The sequence below is a fragment of the Lederbergia wuyishanensis genome, from assembly GCF_022900255.1.
Lineage (GTDB): Bacteria > Bacillota > Bacilli > Bacillales > Bacillaceae_C > Lederbergia > Lederbergia wuyishanensis.
Genome location: NZ_JALIRM010000001.1, coordinates 1,008,756 through 1,025,514, shown reverse-complemented (window position 1 = coordinate 1,025,514; position 16,759 = coordinate 1,008,756). Strand labels below are relative to the sequence as shown.

At 33.5% G+C, this 16,759-nt stretch carries 22 protein-coding genes; 18 read left to right on the top strand and 4 right to left on the bottom strand.

Going from position 1 to position 16,759, the window contains the following annotated elements; all coding sequences use genetic code 11:
- Positions 1-41 precede the first annotated feature (41 nt).
- A complete protein-coding gene (locus MT489_RS05100) occupies positions 42-2,093 on the top strand; it encodes a peptidoglycan D,D-transpeptidase FtsI family protein (RefSeq protein WP_442354875.1) in 2,052 nt (683 codons plus the stop codon).
- Positions 2,094-2,122: 29 nt separating this feature from the next.
- Here the strand turns inward: MT489_RS05100 and MT489_RS05095 are convergent, their stop codons facing one another.
- Positions 2,123-2,578, bottom strand: a complete 456-nt coding sequence (locus MT489_RS05095) for an endolytic transglycosylase MltG (protein ID WP_244680396.1) — start codon at positions 2,576-2,578, stop codon at positions 2,123-2,125.
- 2 nt (positions 2,579-2,580) lie between these two features.
- The gene (locus MT489_RS05090; RefSeq protein ID WP_244680395.1) at positions 2,581-2,952 is read right to left on the bottom strand and encodes a hypothetical protein; all 372 of its coding nucleotides are present in this window, start codon (positions 2,950-2,952) and stop codon (positions 2,581-2,583) included.
- Between the two features lie 169 nt (positions 2,953-3,121).
- On the opposite strand from MT489_RS05090, the gene rpmG reads away from it, so the two are divergent.
- The 8 genes from rpmG (at position 3,122) to MT489_RS05050 (ending at position 10,399) form a co-directional block, all read left to right on the top strand.
- On the top strand, positions 3,122-3,271 hold the full coding sequence (rpmG, locus tag MT489_RS05085; RefSeq protein ID WP_213097383.1) for a 50S ribosomal protein L33: 150 nt from the start codon (positions 3,122-3,124) through the stop codon (positions 3,269-3,271).
- Positions 3,272-3,366: 95 nt separating this feature from the next.
- Positions 3,367-3,936, top strand: coding sequence for a 5-formyltetrahydrofolate cyclo-ligase (locus tag MT489_RS05080; RefSeq protein ID WP_244680394.1), 570 nt, complete (start codon positions 3,367-3,369; stop codon positions 3,934-3,936).
- 41 nt (positions 3,937-3,977) lie between these two features.
- Complete coding sequence (locus MT489_RS05075; RefSeq protein ID WP_244680393.1) at positions 3,978-4,160, top strand: hypothetical protein; 183 nt, start codon at positions 3,978-3,980, stop codon at positions 4,158-4,160.
- A 170-nt stretch (positions 4,161-4,330) separates the two neighbouring features.
- The gene (locus MT489_RS05070) at positions 4,331-5,458 is read left to right on the top strand and encodes a rhomboid family intramembrane serine protease (protein ID WP_244680392.1); all 1,128 of its coding nucleotides are present in this window, start codon (positions 4,331-4,333) and stop codon (positions 5,456-5,458) included.
- 80 nt (positions 5,459-5,538) lie between these two features.
- Positions 5,539-5,763, top strand: coding sequence for a YqgQ family protein (locus tag MT489_RS05065; RefSeq protein WP_244680391.1), 225 nt, complete (start codon positions 5,539-5,541; stop codon positions 5,761-5,763).
- Positions 5,753-6,724, top strand: coding sequence for an ROK family glucokinase (locus tag MT489_RS05060; RefSeq protein ID WP_244680390.1), 972 nt, complete (start codon positions 5,753-5,755; stop codon positions 6,722-6,724). Before MT489_RS05065 ends, MT489_RS05060 begins: the two co-directional genes overlap by 11 nt.
- Before the next feature lie 560 nt (positions 6,725-7,284).
- Entirely contained in the window at positions 7,285-9,114 is a 1,830-nt protein-coding gene (locus tag MT489_RS05055; protein WP_244680645.1) for an LTA synthase family protein, read from the top strand.
- A gap of 151 nt (positions 9,115-9,265) precedes the next feature.
- The gene (locus MT489_RS05050) at positions 9,266-10,399 is read left to right on the top strand and encodes a YqgU-like beta propeller domain-containing protein (protein ID WP_244680389.1); all 1,134 of its coding nucleotides are present in this window, start codon (positions 9,266-9,268) and stop codon (positions 10,397-10,399) included.
- A gap of 68 nt (positions 10,400-10,467) precedes the next feature.
- Here the strand turns inward: MT489_RS05050 and MT489_RS05045 are convergent, their stop codons facing one another.
- The gene (locus MT489_RS05045; RefSeq protein ID WP_244680388.1) at positions 10,468-10,641 is read right to left on the bottom strand and encodes a DUF2759 domain-containing protein; all 174 of its coding nucleotides are present in this window, start codon (positions 10,639-10,641) and stop codon (positions 10,468-10,470) included.
- A gap of 219 nt (positions 10,642-10,860) precedes the next feature.
- On the opposite strand from MT489_RS05045, the gene MT489_RS05040 reads away from it, so the two are divergent.
- Positions 10,861-11,484 (top strand): MBL fold metallo-hydrolase, encoded by a 624-nt coding sequence (locus MT489_RS05040; protein ID WP_244680387.1) that lies wholly within the window; start codon positions 10,861-10,863, stop codon positions 11,482-11,484.
- A gap of 56 nt (positions 11,485-11,540) precedes the next feature.
- Here MT489_RS05040 and MT489_RS05035 read toward each other — a convergent pair whose 3' ends face one another.
- Positions 11,541-11,786 carry a DUF2626 domain-containing protein gene (locus tag MT489_RS05035; RefSeq protein WP_213110322.1) on the bottom strand — a complete coding sequence of 82 codons (246 nt, stop codon included), beginning with the start codon at positions 11,784-11,786 and terminating at the stop codon, positions 11,541-11,543.
- A gap of 251 nt (positions 11,787-12,037) precedes the next feature.
- On the opposite strand from MT489_RS05035, the gene comGA reads away from it, so the two are divergent.
- From comGA to MT489_RS04995, 8 genes are all read left to right on the top strand, one after another.
- Positions 12,038-13,114: a competence type IV pilus ATPase ComGA gene (gene comGA, locus MT489_RS05030; protein ID WP_244680386.1), complete on the top strand. Its 1,077-nt coding sequence runs from the start codon at positions 12,038-12,040 to the stop codon at positions 13,112-13,114.
- Positions 13,047-14,117, top strand: a complete 1,071-nt coding sequence (comGB, locus tag MT489_RS05025) for a competence type IV pilus assembly protein ComGB (protein ID WP_244680385.1) — start codon at positions 13,047-13,049, stop codon at positions 14,115-14,117. The genes comGA and comGB overlap by 68 nt, the downstream gene beginning before the upstream one ends.
- Positions 14,118-14,300: 183 nt before the next feature.
- On the top strand, positions 14,301-14,612 hold the full coding sequence (gene comGC / locus MT489_RS05020) for a competence type IV pilus major pilin ComGC (RefSeq protein ID WP_244680384.1): 312 nt from the start codon (positions 14,301-14,303) through the stop codon (positions 14,610-14,612).
- A complete protein-coding gene (comGD, locus tag MT489_RS05015) occupies positions 14,590-15,042 on the top strand; it encodes a competence type IV pilus minor pilin ComGD (protein WP_244680644.1) in 453 nt (150 codons plus the stop codon). Before comGC ends, comGD begins: the two co-directional genes overlap by 23 nt.
- A complete protein-coding gene (locus MT489_RS05010; protein WP_244680383.1) occupies positions 15,029-15,337 on the top strand; it encodes a type II secretion system protein in 309 nt (102 codons plus the stop codon). The genes comGD and MT489_RS05010 overlap by 14 nt, the downstream gene beginning before the upstream one ends.
- Positions 15,309-15,806, top strand: a complete 498-nt coding sequence (comGF, locus tag MT489_RS05005; RefSeq protein ID WP_244680382.1) for a competence type IV pilus minor pilin ComGF — start codon at positions 15,309-15,311, stop codon at positions 15,804-15,806. Before MT489_RS05010 ends, comGF begins: the two co-directional genes overlap by 29 nt.
- A 199-nt stretch (positions 15,807-16,005) precedes the next feature.
- Positions 16,006-16,512, top strand: a complete 507-nt coding sequence (locus MT489_RS05000) for a shikimate kinase (RefSeq protein ID WP_244680381.1) — start codon at positions 16,006-16,008, stop codon at positions 16,510-16,512.
- A 64-nt stretch (positions 16,513-16,576) separates the two neighbouring features.
- Positions 16,577-16,756, top strand: coding sequence for a YqzE family protein (locus tag MT489_RS04995; RefSeq protein WP_244680380.1), 180 nt, complete (start codon positions 16,577-16,579; stop codon positions 16,754-16,756).
- Positions 16,757-16,759: the final 3 nt, after the last annotated feature.

Sequence of the window (16,759 nt, the reverse complement as noted above, 5' to 3'; positions counted from 1 at the left end):
TGGAAAAAAAGAAAAAGAAAAAAACTCATGTTCCTTTACGAATGAACATGTTGTTTTTTGTTGTGTTTATAATGTTTTCGATGCTTATACTTCGTTTGGGATATGTTCAAATCGTAAATGGGGAGGACGCAAAAAGAGAAATTGATCGTACGGAGGATGTAACAGTTAAAACATCTGTCCCACGAGGACTTATTTATGACCGTAATTACAATCCAGTTGTTGAAAATAAGCCTCAAAAAGCGATTACGTATACAGCTCCGAATCAATTTGATCAGAAAAAAACGTTGGAAACCGCTCGAACTCTCGCAAAAATTATCCATAAAGATACCGATAAAATTACACATAGGGATAAGGTAGATTTTTGGCTTATGCTCCATCCTGAAGAAGCAAAAGCAAAAGTGACTAATAAAGAAATTGAGAAGTACAAAGGAAAAGAATCCGAATTATATAAACTCCAAAGAGATCGAGTGACAGAAGAAGAACTAGAAACGCTTACCAAGGAAGACTTGGAAGTCCTTGCGATATACAGAGAGTTTACGGGAGGATATGCCCTTGATCCTCAATTTGTTAAAAATAATGATGTAACATTGGAAGAATATGCAGAAGTAAATGAACATTTAGGGATGCTACCTGGTGTTGACACTACGACGGATTGGGAACGGATATATTTATTTGGAGATACATTACGCTCTATTTTAGGGAATGTTACAACTGGATTACCTGTAGAAAAGTTGGACTACTATGAATCAAGAGGATATAGCAGAAATGACCGAGTCGGAAAAAGTTATATCGAATTACAGTACGAAGATGTCCTTCGTGGACAAAAAGAAAAAGTAAAAAATATAACAAAATCTGGTGAAATCCTTGAAACAATTCCCGTTCATGAGGGTGAACGAGGTAAGGATCTTGTCCTCACAATTGATATGGAGTTGCAGCAAGAGATTGATAAAATTCTAGAAGAGGAAATCCGTAAAACTAAAGCAAAATCAGGAACGCGCCTTTTAGACAGAGCTTTTGTCACGATGATAGATCCATTTACTGGAGAAATTCTAGCTATGTCCGGAAAACAATATTCCTATAATGAAAAAGAAGGAAAATATATCTTTAGCGATTTTGCATCGGGCAATTTTACAACCGCCTATGTACCAGGTTCGGCGGTAAAAGGCGCAACAGTGTTAACAGGGTATATGTCGGGGGCTATTAGTCCAGGTAGAATACTTCGTGATGAAGTTATTTATCTTAAAGATACACCCCCAAAAAAATCTTGGTTTAGTTATAGAGGACCTATGCAGTTGTCTGATCATCAGGCAATCGTACGATCATCAAACGCGTATATGTTTAAAATTGCCATGTTGATGGGTGGAATGACATATACTCAACCTTATCAAAAGTTAACGATTGATAAATATCAAGTTTTTAATGATTTACGCTATTATTTTAGTCAATTTGGACTTGGTGTCCGTACTGGTTTAGATTTGCCTGGTGAACAAATAGGATTTAAAGGAAATGTTGATACGGCACCTGGAGGTACTACACTTGACTTCGCCATTGGACAATTCGATTCTTTTACTCCACTTCAGCTTGCACAATATGTGTCAACTATTGCGAATGGCGGTTACCGAATGCAAACGCATATTGTAAAAGAAATTCGTGATCCTGGAGATGAGAAAGGTAATATTGGACCGATTGTCCAAGAAATAAAGCCAAAAGTTTTAAATCGAATTGATGCTAGTGATTATCAAATCAAAAATGTACAAAATGCTTTCTATGGAGTCTTTCATGAAGCAAATGGTACTGGTGTAGTATTTAACGGTCCAGACTATAAATCATTCCATGCAGCTGGTAAAACAGGAACTGCTGAAACAGTCGACCAAGGTACGGGTGTATGGAATTTATCACTCGTAGGATACGCCCCATTTCAAAATCCCGAAGTAGCTATGTCCGTTGTTGTTCCTTCCGCATATGTCAAAGGAGGAGCAGAAAATAATGTCAATATGGAGATTGGTACAAGGGTTATGAAAGCCTACTTTGACTTAAAAGAAAAGAGAGCTAAACAAGGAAACTCCAAAGATGAAGAGGAAGAACAGGAATAAAAAAGAAAGCAGAATTCTGCTTTCTTTTTTTATGGCTTCTTTGCAATGACATTACAAATTTCCTCATAAGACATTGAATCATTTAATTCAAACTTTCCAAATTGGATATAACGCTGCAAATTTTTATTTGCTAAATAATTATTGAAGTCTTCTGCATTGTCTATAATACCTGCATCTTCAAGTTCAGTGCTTATTTCTATTGAAGACACGCCTTCGGGAATAACAATTTCATAGTGATTAACAGTTTTTTCAGTAGTTTTAGAAATTTGTTCTGCTTTCTTCTTAGCGAGCGTTTCAAATTTATTTTTCCATTCATCGGATTCTTGTTTTAACTGTTCATACTCAGTTTGGTTAATTTCAATATAACCTTCCTTTAAAGCAGGTACAGGATCAGGTTTTTTCTGGAAGAATTGAACGTAGGCATATAGAATTAAAGCAGAAACTAATAATCCTGAAGCGAAGGCTCTTGTTGTTTGTTTATTCATCCTTAAATTCCTCCAATAGTACCCTGTCGCTTTTTAATGATATTTTTTACTGTTTCAACGGACAAGGAAGACTGCTTGGAAATTTGTTGTATTTCAAGTCCTTGATTATATAGAGCCAATACATGATTTTTTAATATTTCATTCGGTTCTTGATCCAATTCACGTCTTGGAATATCATCTATAAAATTCTGCCCCATTAATAATTCTTCTTCAAGAACTTTAAGTCTTTTTTTCATAAGGTAATGGTCTTGTAAGACATTCATTGACAATTGTTCAACCTCTTTTTCTAATACCTTGACCTTATCAGTTTGGAAAAATGAAATAATAAATAAAACGATTGATAAACCTAATAAGAAAATGATAATTGTATCCATATGCCACCCCAGATGTGTTGTACTTCCTTTATTTATACCATAAGATTATCTCTATTCATATAAAATTAATTACCGTAGAAAATAGATACTAGCATTTCGGAAAAAATAGTGATATTATAAAAAAGTCGTATGTACAGTGAAGAATGCATTGAAGTTTGGAGGGAAAGACATGCGCGTGAACATTACATTAGCTTGCACGGAATGCAGTGAGCGTAATTATATTTCAACAAAAAATAAACGTAATAATACTGACCGTCTTGAGCTTAAAAAATATTGCCCTAGAGAAAAACGAGTTACTTTGCACCGCGAAACAAAGTAACATAAACAACGTTAATTCAAAAAGCCAGAAACACTTCCATAATACAGTGTTTCTGGCTTTTTTGATATCATTATATATAAGGAGTTGATTGCTTTGTGGAAAAGAAAACAATTCGAAGAAATGTAAAAGATCATTTAAAAAATCTAAATCGTATTACATACGAACACAAATCATATATGATTGCAAATAAGCTTTTTCAATCTAGTGAATGGAAAAATGCTGAAATCATTGGCATAACTGTTTCTCATTTTCCTGAAGTTGATACGTGGCAACTCATTAGAAGAGGATGGGAAGAAGGAAAAAAGATTGTTATACCTAAATGTGATCCATCTGAAAAAGTGATGGAATTCAGACAAATTACTGCATTTGATCAAATGGAAACAGTCTTCTTTGGTTTATTTGAGCCAATCGTAGCTAAAACCATAATGGTTGATAAGCTGGATATAGATTTATTAATTGTCCCTGGTTTAGTATTCAATCGAAAAGGATACCGTATAGGTTTTGGTGGAGGTTACTATGATCGTTTTTTAACAGAATTTAATCGTACTTTCATCTCTCTTTGCTTTTCTATGCAAATCTTTGACGATATTCCTATAGAAAGTCATGATATTCCTGTTGAAAAAATCATTACAGAGAGTGAGATAATAGTCACATGCAATGCATAAAAAAAAGCCGATAAGTAAATATAAGACTAGGAGGGATACTAATGATACGATCAATAATAAAAATGCTTTCAGCTCTCGCGGTCTTAGGAACGGCTTATCGCTTTCGTTACAAATTGTTAAATGCTTTTCTTGGAAATAGTTTTTTACGTAAAGTAAGTGTCAATGCAATGATGAACATTCCTGGTGTTCGTTCAAAACTAATGGGCACAGCTTTTAGGAAATAATTAAATTAATTGTATTCAAATTGCTGGATCTTCTAGATACCAGCTTTTTTAAGTTTTTGCAACAGTCTGTTTTTTGGTATAGTAAAATATAAATAGAAGTAAACGCTTAGGAGGTTTTATTAATTGTAGGGAAGGAAACTTTTTTATTTTGGCGTCTTGCATTTTTTTTAATGGAAGAATGCGGATATCGATTAATAAATATTAATGATGCTCAAACGGGAATGTGGTTTGAAAATAGAAATAATAAAGATGCCACATTTATTCGTATAATAAGAGCTGATTTATATTGGGCAAATCCTGTGATAAGGGATCAACAAAAAGCAGCAAGTCAGGCCGAAGTATTAAGGAAACGTTCATTTCGTAGATCATTGAACGTTTTAAATATTTATGTTACCCACAAACTTCCGATTGATGCAAAGCGTTTTTTACAGGAAAAAAACGTTACAGAAACAGTGGGAAAATCAAATGTTTCTACCTTCATATTAACGAGTGAGGATTATAATAATCCCTTAAAAAAAATCAGTGATATCCTTAACATCCAAATCGATTTTTTGCTTAAAGAAGAATACGAAGAAGCAGAAATTTTTATTCTTCGCCAAGGAGTATTAAAAAAGGCTGCATACATGGATGGAGAAGAGGAACAAAAACTGTTTGAGTTCACTAAACCACGTTTGACCTATTTTTTTATCGTTTTTCAAATAGTGATATTTTTAATGATAGAGTTCAATGGTGGAACAACTAATTTAGAAACGCTTATAAAGTATGGGGCGAAGTTTAATCCACTCATTTTAAGAGGAGAATGGTGGCGTTTCATTACACCGATTTTTATTCATATTGGGATTTTTCATCTTGCAATGAATACGTTAGCCTTATATTATTTAGGTACTACAGTAGAAAAAATGTTTGGTCAATTGCGTTTTCTTTGGATCTACCTTTTTTCAGGTGTTATGGGAACGATTGCAAGCTTTGTGTTTACTCCTGCAATATCCGCAGGTGCAAGCGGTGCCATTTTTGGATGTTTTGGTGCTCTTTTGTATCTTGGTTTTACCAATTCGCAAGTATTTTTTCGATCAATAGGTATGAATGTGATCATAGTCATTATCATTAATTTAATTTTTGGTTTTACTGTGCAAGGAATTGATAATGCGGGGCATATCGGTGGATTAATAGGAGGGTTTTTGGCAACAGGAGTGGCTAATTTTCCAAATAAGCGGAACAAAAAGACTCAAACGTTATTTTTACTTTCCACATTTATTATAGTAAGTGGATTATTATACATCGGTTTTCATAATAATTAATCTTGCTCTATCAGCGGGAAGAAGATATTCTTAATACTAGAGAAATAACGTGACTATGAACTTTTTAATGTGGTGAAAACATGAATACGCTTTATGAAGTACAACAATTACTTAAGAGATTTGGAATATTTGTTTATTTGGGTGAGAGATTATTGGATTTGGAAATAATGGAAGCAGAAATTAAAGATTTATATTTTTCAAGTCTTATTGATAAGGAAGATTTGCACAAAGCACTTTCAATCATAAGAAATGAAATAAATATAGAAAAAAATAGGAAGAAAAGTGGGGAAGAAAATGGAAAATGAAAAATGGTTATTAGGTATTGATATTGGAGGAACATCAGTTAAATTGGCGTTTTTAACTGAAGAAGGTGACATCTTACATAAATGGGAAATCCCAACGAATACTGAAAATAATGGAAGTAACATTATACAAGATATTGGCGAAGCTGTTCACAAAAAGCTTTCTGAATTAGACGTGTCCCATGATATGTTAAAAGCAGCAGGTGTAGGGGCCCCTGGACCAATTGATCAAGAAAAAGGAGTAATGTTCGAAGCTGTCAATCTTGGCTGGCCAGATAACTTCCCACTTAGAGATTTGATGCAAGAAGCTGTGGGTGTTCCGGTTGCTATTGAAAATGATGCTAATTCTGCAGCTCTTGGTGAAATGTGGAAAGGTGCTGGAGAAGGAGCGAAAGATTTAATCGCCATTACGCTTGGAACGGGAGTTGGTGGTGGCGTTATTGTAAATGGAGATATTGTACATGGAGCAAAGGGTGCTGCTGGTGAGGTAGGTCATATTACAGCAGTTCCTCATGGCGGGTATATGTGTAATTGCGGCAAGGCCGGTTGCCTAGAAACTGTTGCATCTGCAACAGGTATAGTACGTACAGCAAAGGAATTGCTCGCGGATTATGAAGGTGATTCTCAATTAAAAGCTTTGCTAGATAGTAACGGAGATATTACAGCTAAAGATATTTTTGATGCTGCACAAGCCGGTGATCAACTTGCTTTATCAACTGTTGATTCGTTAGCTGATCATCTTGGCTTAGCACTAGCCAATATAGGTAGTTTGTTTAATCCAGAGCGAATTGTCATTGGCGGTGGAGTATCAAAAGCTGGGGACTTTTTAGTAGGTAAAATTGAACAATACTTCAAGAAATACGCTTTTAAACCAGTAGGAGAGTCGACTGAAATTGTTTTAGCACAACTAGGAAACGACGCTGGTATTGCAGGAGCTGCATGGCTAGCAGCAAATAAAAATTAACAAAGAAAAAGGTGAGAATAAGCTTCTCGCCTTTTTTCATTTTTATCCTTTTCTCTATCATTTTTTATTTAGTCAAAATTCATATGAATTAAAGATTATTATTCCCAAAGTTGAGAGGTTATGCTTGATTTATTAACTCTCACGTAATGATTGCTAATAATATGTGTCTAAAGTATGAAATTTCCATTTCCGGACAACTTTTGAAACTTTTTTATGTTTTACACGTCTATATATAAGGAATACAGAATAAGATTCTTTTGTGGTTGTCTACCAAAAAATTAGGTATTTGATTTTTCTCCTGAAACATATTATGATAGTCGTTAGTTATTCTAGCCCTTTCCAATTTTTTGGAAATATTAAATAATACATTTATAGCGATAGCGCCTAAACCCTTGTAATCAAAAACAATGGCAAATTTGAGTTAGACAAACCATTTTTGCCTTAGAGTTTTGCATATCGAGGTCGACCAAGGCGCTTCAGCTTTTCTATTTGCAAGGAGGTTAATATAAGTGAATAGGCTTAAGAAAGCCAATATAGTTCTTCCAGTAATAGCCGTCGTGATGCTCTGGATTAAAACTTATATTGTCTACAAAACAAGCTTTAACATCAAAATTGAAAATTTCATGCAAGAGCTTATTTTATTTATTAACCCATTGAGCTTTTTGCTATTTATCTTTGGATTATCATTATTTTTTAAATCGAGAAAAGCGCGCAATCGGTATATATTAATTACAAGTTTTCTTATTAGTTTTATCCTTTATGCAAATGTCGCTTTTTACCGTTTTTTCACTGATTTTCTGACTCTACCTGTTTTATTCCAAACAAGTAATTTTGGAGATTTAGGAGATAGTGCTGCTACAGAAATCAAATGGTTTGATTTCATCTATTTTATTGATGTAATTCTATTATTCTTGTTAATTAAATTTCAACAAAGAAATGTAGAAATGAAACCTATCAATAAGGTTAATCGTCGTGCTTACTTCCTTGTTGCAGCAGCCATACTGTTTTTAAATATCGGTCTAGCTGAGACAGAACGTCCTCAATTGTTGACACGTACATTTGATAGGGAAATGCTTGTTAAAAATATTGGAACCTACAATTATCATTTATACGATATTTTTTTACAGTCTAAATCTTCCGCTCAAAGGGCGATGGCAGATGGCAGTGAGTTAGTCGATATTGATAACTATATTAAAGCTAACTATGTAAGACCAAATAAGGATATGTTTGGGATTGCAGAAAATAAAAACTTAATCGTTGTTTCACTAGAGTCTTTACAAAACTTTGTCATAAATAATCATGTATACGGTCAAGAGGTTACACCATTCCTGAATGAGTTAATAAAGGATAGTTATTACTTTGATGAGTTTTACCATCAAACGGGACAAGGGAAAACATCTGACTCTGAATTTTTACTCGAAAATTCCTTATATCCTTTAAGTCGCGGAGCAGTGTTTTTTACCCATTCCGGAAATGAATACGATGCATTGGCTGAAAAGCTAGGTGAAAAAGGTTATTTCACATCCACTATGCATGCGAACAACAAAAGTTTCTGGAATCGGGACATTATGTATCAATCATTAGGATACGATTATTTTTATTCGGCAGTAGATTATGAGATTACACCCGAAAATTCTGTTGGCTGGGGAATGAAAGATGGACCATTCTTGGATCAGTCTGTAGAAATCATGAAGACGATGAAAAAGCCTTTTTATACCAAAATGATTACACTTACGAACCATCATCCATTTAAATTGGACGAAGAGGATAAATTCATTCAAGAGTATGACTCAAAAAGTGGTACTTTAAACAGGTATTTTACTACTGTTCGTTATATGGATGAAGCTGTAAAGGAATTTTTCCAAAAGCTGAAGGATGAAGGTATATATGAGAATTCTATTATTGTAATGTATGGAGACCACTACGGTATTTCAGAAAATCATAATGAAGCGATGGCCCAATATTTAGGGAAAGAAGTTACACCATTTGTGAGTGCACAGCTTCAAAGAGTCCCATTAATCATTCATATTCCAGGCGTAACGGATCATGGAAAAGGGAAGACAATTTCAAAGGTTAGCGGGCAAATAGACCTAAAACCAACTTTGCTTCATCTTTTAGGTGTCAATACAAAAAATGATATTCAATTTGGAGAAGACTTATTTTCACCGAATCATCACGACTTCGCTGTATTTAGGGATGGTAGTTTTATTACAAAAGACTATATATTTACTGATAATACTTGTTATTCTAAAGATACCGAGGAACCCGTCGAAGAAGCACTTTGTGAGCCATATAAAGAGAAGTCAAGAGTCGAACTTGATTATTCTGATAAAATAATATACGGTGATTTGCTTCGTTTCTATGAAAATAGGGATGAACAAATACAGTAAACAAAGAAACCCTAACAACGAAAAAAAGTTGCCGGGGTTTTTTTGTAAAAGAAAATTTGTAAAATAACTGTAAAATTTGTTAAGAAAGTGAAACATTCTCTTTAAAAAAATGTATAATTAAATATGTGGAAAAGTTGAAAGGGGGGTGCATATGTATAGAATTTCTCTTTTTAATATAATAATAGGATTAATTTTTATTTTTGTAGTTTCGGGATGCTCTATAACTGTTACAGATGCACCTCCACCTGATATTCCTAAAAAAGAGCTTCCTGTAGAAGAAAATAAGAAGGAAGAGAAGGTAATCACAAAAATTCCAGAGCCACTTAACATTCAAAATGGATCTTTTGAAAAAGTATACGGCTGGCTGGATGATGAAACGGTAATTTATTCCTATAATAATGAAGGGAAATATTTCTTAGAATCCTATCAACTCTTTTCTAAACACCATGAAGTTATTTTTACTTCAGAAGCACCGATCATGAATGTTTTAATCCACAAACATTCTAAACAACTTTTTATTCATACCTCGCCTTATTCTCACGCTGCCAAAGTTTTTTTTACAGATTTCAAAGGAAACATTGATTTTTCAACTGAAATAGATTCATATGAACTCATTTATGAATGGAACGAAACTGATCCTTCATTAATGCTTGTAACAGCCTTCTTTGAAGATTGGTCCTATAAAGTACATCTGATTAACAGCAAAACCGGTAAAATTAAAGAAATAGAAGACCTTCAACCGTTCTTTAAGTGGTTTAATGGTAACGAAATCTTAGAACAAGATTGGCAACCTGAGGAACTTACTTTTTTTGCACCGGTACTTAAGAAATCTATTAATAATACATCTAAATCTGAGATAATTTTCGATGAGGTATTTAGATTCGATATTTTTGCCAATAACATGATGACAATTAAAGTGGAAGAAAAGAATAAAGAGTCATTAATATATTCTTTTTTTGATATGCACCATAAGGAAATATTTAATGCCACATTTCCCAACATCTCGCAGTATTCAGATTGGCTCATTCCATTTTATTCTTTTATCGAAAAGTCAAGTTTATTTGTTACGTTTGTACCTAAGAAACATGATAGCTTAGAACATTACAATGAAGGTTTTGATTTAGTAAGTGTGGATATAAAGAGGCATAAAAAAACTACAATTTTCAATGATTTAGAGAATAAGCCTATTTTATGTTCCGAAGAGGGAGATCTATGCTTGTATGGTTACCAGTATGAACAAGTTCTTAATTTAAATACAGGAAAGATAATTCAATTGGTTCATTAGATAAAATAATAAGAAAAGAGGTTATACCTTAAACAAGTTGTTTTGGTATAACCTCTTTTCATTCCATTTTATTGAGGAAGTGATTTTGGAAGATGAATTAGTGTCATAATGGCAAAAAAGCCAAATACGCCAAGTGCACCCGCTCCAAAAAGGATTCCCATAATGTTTTTGTTTTTTAATGCACTAAAAGTACCAAAGACTGCAAGTATAGCAACTAAAAGGAAAATAATAGCTGTACCCATATTTATTATAAGCTCCCTTCGAAAAAATAATTCAGCAAATACTATGTACTTGAATATGATGTGCTCTTACATATTTTATTACTTTTAACTGGCTTTGTCGAGTTTCAAAAGTGACACTTCTATGAATGTAAAGAAGAAGCATATTTATATTGCCCTATTTTGTGAAAAACAAACCTTAGCTGAGGTATAATGAAATAAAATGAAGGTGAGGATAAGTCGATGAAATGGATACAAATTCCACTTGGTCCACTGCAAACTAACTGTTATATTCTACATAACTCGGATAAAGAATGTATTATTTTTGATCCAGGTGATCAAGGTGATGACTTAAATAAATATTTAAAGAGCGAAGGCTTTAGACCACTTGCCATCTTGATGACTCACGCTCATTTCGACCATATAGGTGCGATTGACTCTGTCAGGGATCAATGGAAAATACCAGTATATATCCACGAAAAAGAGTCAGAATGGCTAACTAATCCAACATTAAATGGGTCTGCGCGTTATGGAATAACTATAACTTCAAGAGCAGCTGATAATCTTATTTCATTTGAGGAACCATTAGAAATTGGTCCGTTTTTATTAAATATTCTCTTTACTCCTGGTCATTCTCCTGGCAGTATTTCTTATTATTCTAAAGAGGCTAATGCTCTGTTCGCAGGAGATACTCTTTTTGATGGAAGTATTGGAAGAACGGATCTCCCAGGTGGAAATCATGAACAATTACTCAAGAGCATAAAAACAAAACTATTCCCTTTCCAAAATTCAACGGAAGTACTTCCAGGTCACGGACCTGCCACGACTATTAAGAAGGAAAAAGTAAGTAATCCATTTTTACAATAAAAAAGTAAAAAGGCGATACCTTTTAAACAAAAGGTATCGCCTTTTTATGCTTGAGATTAACCTAATCCACCGCCTGGAGGCATTAGGAACAATGTATAGTATGTAAATCCAGCAAAAAATACTGTTAGATATGCAGCAAACACATACATATACATACGTTCAGATAATCTTAAATAACTTAGAAGAACAAAGAATCCCGTTTGTCCTAGAAAAAGCAATGCGGTTTTTTCCATGCCGCCAAGATAAAACATAATTGTAAAAATACCAGTCCAAAAACCTAAAACCCTGTACATACGATCCATATGTATCCCTCCTTTGCAGCCTTAAGTCCATCAATACATTATTATAAAGGAATAAGCTTAATAATGTAAATATATGTGCAGCTGATGTTTGTGACGATTGAGTGATATTATCATATTTCTTCACGTATTTATTATACCTCACAAAAGAAAAAAATAATAATATAAAAAATCTTTATTTTTTTTGCAGGAGAATGCAGAGTTATGTCGAATGTAATAATTAACGATAAATTAAAGGTGGTGTTTTATGAAGAATGAATATTAAAAGAAAGGCAGATCTATTACTTTCTGAAGCGTCGCACAATCATGCAACAGATATCCACATCTTACCTACCCCCGAAAAATATCTTATCCAATTTCGGATTTATGGAAAGTTAAGTCCGGTTAAAAACTTTTCATTAGATGTTGGAGAGAGACTCATTTCTCATTTTAAATTTTTAGCCTCGATGGATATTGGCGAAACAAGAAAACCACAAAGCGGTTCCCTTCAAACTACTATCAATAAACAAGAAACTTCCTTAAGAATTTCAACCTTACCCTCTGCACACTCAAAAGAAAGTATGGCCATCCGCATTTTACCTCAACAATCCTTAACCCTTGATTATTTATCTTTATTTCCTTATAGTATCAATCATTTGACTTCAATGATGGTCCAGGCATTTGGAATGATTATTCTGACTGGTCCTACTGGTGGAGGAAAATCGACAACGATGTATGCACTGGCTCAATATTGCTCAGAATTTTTAAATCGTAATGTTATATCGCTAGAAGATCCAGTTGAAAAAATTCATGATCATCTTCTCCAAATTCAAGTGAATGAGAAAGCAGGATTGAATTACAGCACGGGGTTAAAAGCTATTTTACGTCATGATCCAGATGTTATTCTTGTTGGTGAAATTCGTGATGCAGAAACGGCTATGATAGCAGTAAGAGCCGCTATGACGGGACATCTTGTTTTGACAAGTTTACATTCAAGAGATGCAAAGGGAGCTATTTATCGACTTCTTGAGTTTGGAATTGGGGAGCGGGTATTAGAACAAGCATTAATAGCCATAACAGCCCAAAGGTTAGTTACAATTAATTGTCCATTTTGTGGAAAGGATTGCTCTAAGTACTGTAATAGTCAATATCGTCCAAAACGTACCGGACTATATGAGATTCTTCACGGAAAAGCACTTTTAGAAGCTATTAAGGAAACTAGGGGAGAGGAAGGTGAATCCAGTTATAAAACACTTCAAAAATTAATTAGAAAGGGGATTGCGCTTGGATTTTTGCGACAAGAAGAATATGACCGTTGGATTGTTGAAGAAAAAGAGAAAGTTAACTCTTAAGGAGCAAGGGATCTTTTTAACTAGAGCGAGCGATATGCTGAATAATGGTTTTACCTTATTAGAGGTATTGCAGTTTTTTAGTAAGCTTGAAAATAAACATTACGCTTTAATGAATTCTATGATTGATGATTTGAAAAGCGGACATAAAATACATGAAGTTTTCTTAAAGCATCAGTTTGACCAATCTGCATGTATTCAACTGTATTTTTCCGAAAAACATGGATTTTTGGCTGAGGCATTACTTGAATCGGGAGAGTATTTAAAAAGGAAAGATAACGAAAGAAAAAAGCTAATTAAGCTTTTGCAGTATCCACTTATTTTAATCATAATCCTCTTGTTTGTAGCCATTCTACTTAACACATTATTATTGCCTCGATTTCAATATCTTTATCAGTCAATGGGATATGAACCGACTGTAGGGATAAAGCTAGTCCTTCACATTATGCAGAACATCCCAACATATTTAATTGTGATTTTCATATTTTGTTTTGTTATGTATTTAGGAGCGAAACAGATATTTCAAAAAAAATCTGCGTTGGAAATAGCAGCATTTCTTTCTTCCTTGCCTCTCATTAAATCTTTTTACAAGCTGTATCAAACCATTTTTATATCAAGGGAATGGGGATATATGCTTAGAAGCGGTTTTTCAACGAACGAAATTATAGCAATTATGGAAAGTCAATTGTATAGACCTCTATTGCATGAATCTGCTCAACAATTGAAAAAATCGCTACTAATTGGACATTCTTTTGGAGACGCTTTATCCAATTTAAGCTTTATTGAAAAAGAAATGATTTATATTGTAAATCATGGTGATAAAAATGGGCGAATGGATAAGGAACTACTATATTACAGTAACCATTGCCTACAAAAACTTGAGGAGAAAACCGAAAATATCTTTTTAATTGTCCAACCTATCATATTTACGATCATTGGGATTGTGATTGTTATCATCTACATGTCAATATTTTTCCCTATGTTCCAGATGATGGAATCTATTTAAAAATATTTGTTGCGGTGCTGTAAATCTAATATTTAATTGATTGGAAAGAAGATGCGAGTTTATTTCGAGAAAAAGGCAAATGGAGACTTCACTGCCACATGGGTTATGAGTCTTCATAACGCCGTTGGAAAACGAAAGCCTGAAGAATACAAAAGAAAAATATTTAAAAGGGGATTCATACACATGAGAAAATTTTTAAAGGAAAACGAAAAAGGTTTTACTCTAATAGAAATGATGATTGTGCTTTTGGTCATTACGATTATTCTACTTGTTGCGCTTCCAAATGTGACGAAGCATAGCTCGAGCATTAACGAAAAAGGATGTGAGGCATTAGTACATATGGTGCAGGGACAAGTTCAGGCCTATTATATGGACAAAAAAGAATACCCAGCTACCCTTGAAGATTTAAAAAATGATTATATAAATGAGGATTTTGAATTTATATGCCCTAATGGAGTTGCTATTTCGATTGATGAAAATGGAAATGTTAAGTAAAAATCAAAACGGCTTTACGTTACTTGAAACATTAATCGTCATTTCCGTTACAACAATAATTCTATCCTTTAGCTTTTTCACCTTGAAAACTTTTGCGACTTTAATGCAGAAAAATATGTTTTTAAATCAATTGCAATCTGATTTATACCTTGCACATTCATATGCAATAAACCGAGAAGAAACTGTCACATTTAGGTTTTCTCGTATTAGCCAGCAGTATGAAGCTGTAAGTAAAGATGCAAATAAAGCAATAATCAATAAAAAGCTTCCTTACTCGATAAGGATAGAAGAATCGAATCTTCCTAGTTTTAATATTACACCTGATGGGAATGTTTCTAATTTTGGAACCATGTTGTTAAATGTGAATGGAAAATATGTGAAAATTACTTTTTATATTGGTAGGGGGCGGTTCTTAGTTGAGGAACAATGAGGATGGTTTTACGATGGTGGAAGGACTATTGTCTTTAAGTATTGCCATAATAATTTGTGTCTTATTATTTCCATTACTTTTTAAGATGCTTCTTAATTTAATTGATGGAAAAAATGATTTAATCGCAAGTAGACTCCTATATGAACATGTTGAACAGCAATTACCTATTAAAGCTCCTTCGTACGAAATAAGAACCTTCCGAAATATTCAATATGAATTATCAATCGAGAAAAATGCTAATGACTTTTGGAGGGCTTGTGTAAAATATGCTGAACGTCAAATATGTCACGAATGATCAAAAAGGATTTACATTGCTAGACTCAATATTTTGTATGCTCATCTTATCGATCATCATGTCATTGATGCCGTTACTTTTTCAATCGTTCGCGACGATTGATCGAACGATATATGTTGATGAAGATTTTGAATGGAATTTATTTTTGATTCACCTTCGTAAAGAATTAAAGGATGCAGAAAAAGTTTATGTTTATAGCCATCCTAATCGAATTCTAATTGAAAAAAATTTTATGATTATTTACGAACCGTACAGCAGTAGTGTTAGAAGAACTGTAAATGATAGAGGTCATGAAATTGTACTTCAACAAGTTTCATCAGTAAAATTCTCTAAAATAGATCAGTTGCTAATCGTGAATGTAACTTTTTCAAGTGGTGTAAAAGAAGAGGCGCGTTTTGTAATTCCGCCGGAAAAGGAGGAAGTACAATTTGTAGAAATGAAAAAGGAGCCACTTATCCAGTCGTATTAATGCTTGCATTCATTTCTCTATTTGTCGTATATGAAATCACGCAAATATATATAACAGAATTAAGCTATGTTAAAGAAATGCAGGATTACTACGAAAAACAGATAATCCAGTTGCTAGAAAACACCTTTGATGAAAATGAGGATGTTATGAAGGATTACCTATTATATAATGATAGGAGAAGATAAAGAGGTGGATAAAAGTGGAAGGTAAATCTATTTATTTAATCGGTTTTATGGGTGCTGGAAAAACATCCATTGGACACGAATTAGGGAAAAAAACAGGGCTGCCTGTCATTGATACGGATGAACTGTTTGAAAAATTTACAGGTATAGAAATAAGGAACTTCTTTGAGCTATATGGCGAGCAGCGCTTTCGAGAAAAAGAAACGGAAATATTGCTTAACCTTTCTAATCATCCATCAATCATAACAACAGGTGGAGGAATTATTTTAAAAGAAAAAAATCGACAATTCTTACAGAAGAGTGGAAGGGTGATATTTTTGCAGTGTCATCCTGATGTTTTTTTAGATAGACTAAAGGATGATCAAACGCGACCATTAATTAAGAATAAGTCAGTTGAGGAAATTAAAGAGATGTATGAAAAAAGATTGCCTTTATATATGGAAAGTTCCACAGTTACGATTGATACATCTGATTTATCCATTGAAGAAGCTGCTGAGCTTATTATTAATAGAATGAATCTATAAAACTTGGCAATACTCTCTAATACATTATTTTAATAAAGCTTTTTTAGGGAGTGGGAATAGATTCATGTCTACAAATGATTATGTCAAATATTTAACCGAAGCATTCATAAAGCATTTTGAGATGCCAAAGGATGAAAGGAAGCAGCTAAGACTCGATAAGAAAATTGCGAAGCGGCCTATTTTAACGCATTGGTTTGGACTACTTCCAGTTTCCATAAGTATGCTAATTAAAAGAAGAGGCTGATCA

Coding starts and splice junctions, on each gene's coding strand:
- MT489_RS05100 (WP_442354875.1), top strand. CDS start 42: ATGAACATGTTGTTTTTTGTTGTGTTTATAATGTTTTCGATGCTTATA.
- MT489_RS05095 (WP_244680396.1), bottom strand. CDS start 2,578: ATGAATAAACAAACAACAAGAGCCTTCGCTTCAGGATTATTAGTTTCT.
- MT489_RS05090 (WP_244680395.1), bottom strand. CDS start 2,952: ATGGATACAATTATCATTTTCTTATTAGGTTTATCAATCGTTTTATTT.
- rpmG (WP_213097383.1), top strand. CDS start 3,122: ATGCGCGTGAACATTACATTAGCTTGCACGGAATGCAGTGAGCGTAAT.
- MT489_RS05075 (WP_244680393.1), top strand. CDS start 3,978: ATGATACGATCAATAATAAAAATGCTTTCAGCTCTCGCGGTCTTAGGA.
- MT489_RS05070 (WP_244680392.1), top strand. CDS start 4,331: ATGGAAGAATGCGGATATCGATTAATAAATATTAATGATGCTCAAACG.
- MT489_RS05065 (WP_244680391.1), top strand. CDS start 5,539: ATGAATACGCTTTATGAAGTACAACAATTACTTAAGAGATTTGGAATA.
- MT489_RS05060 (WP_244680390.1), top strand. CDS start 5,753: ATGGAAAATGAAAAATGGTTATTAGGTATTGATATTGGAGGAACATCA.
- MT489_RS05055 (WP_244680645.1), top strand. CDS start 7,285: ATGCTCTGGATTAAAACTTATATTGTCTACAAAACAAGCTTTAACATC.
- MT489_RS05050 (WP_244680389.1), top strand. CDS start 9,266: ATGTATAGAATTTCTCTTTTTAATATAATAATAGGATTAATTTTTATT.
- MT489_RS05045 (WP_244680388.1), bottom strand. CDS start 10,641: ATGGGTACAGCTATTATTTTCCTTTTAGTTGCTATACTTGCAGTCTTT.
- MT489_RS05040 (WP_244680387.1), top strand. CDS start 10,861: ATGAAATGGATACAAATTCCACTTGGTCCACTGCAAACTAACTGTTAT.
- MT489_RS05035 (WP_213110322.1), bottom strand. CDS start 11,786: ATGGATCGTATGTACAGGGTTTTAGGTTTTTGGACTGGTATTTTTACA.
- comGA (WP_244680386.1), top strand. CDS start 12,038: ATGAATATTAAAAGAAAGGCAGATCTATTACTTTCTGAAGCGTCGCAC.
- comGC (WP_244680384.1), top strand. CDS start 14,301: ATGAGAAAATTTTTAAAGGAAAACGAAAAAGGTTTTACTCTAATAGAA.
- comGD (WP_244680644.1), top strand. CDS start 14,590: ATGAAAATGGAAATGTTAAGTAAAAATCAAAACGGCTTTACGTTACTT.
- comGF (WP_244680382.1), top strand. CDS start 15,309: ATGCTGAACGTCAAATATGTCACGAATGATCAAAAAGGATTTACATTG.
- MT489_RS04995 (WP_244680380.1), top strand. CDS start 16,577: ATGTCTACAAATGATTATGTCAAATATTTAACCGAAGCATTCATAAAG.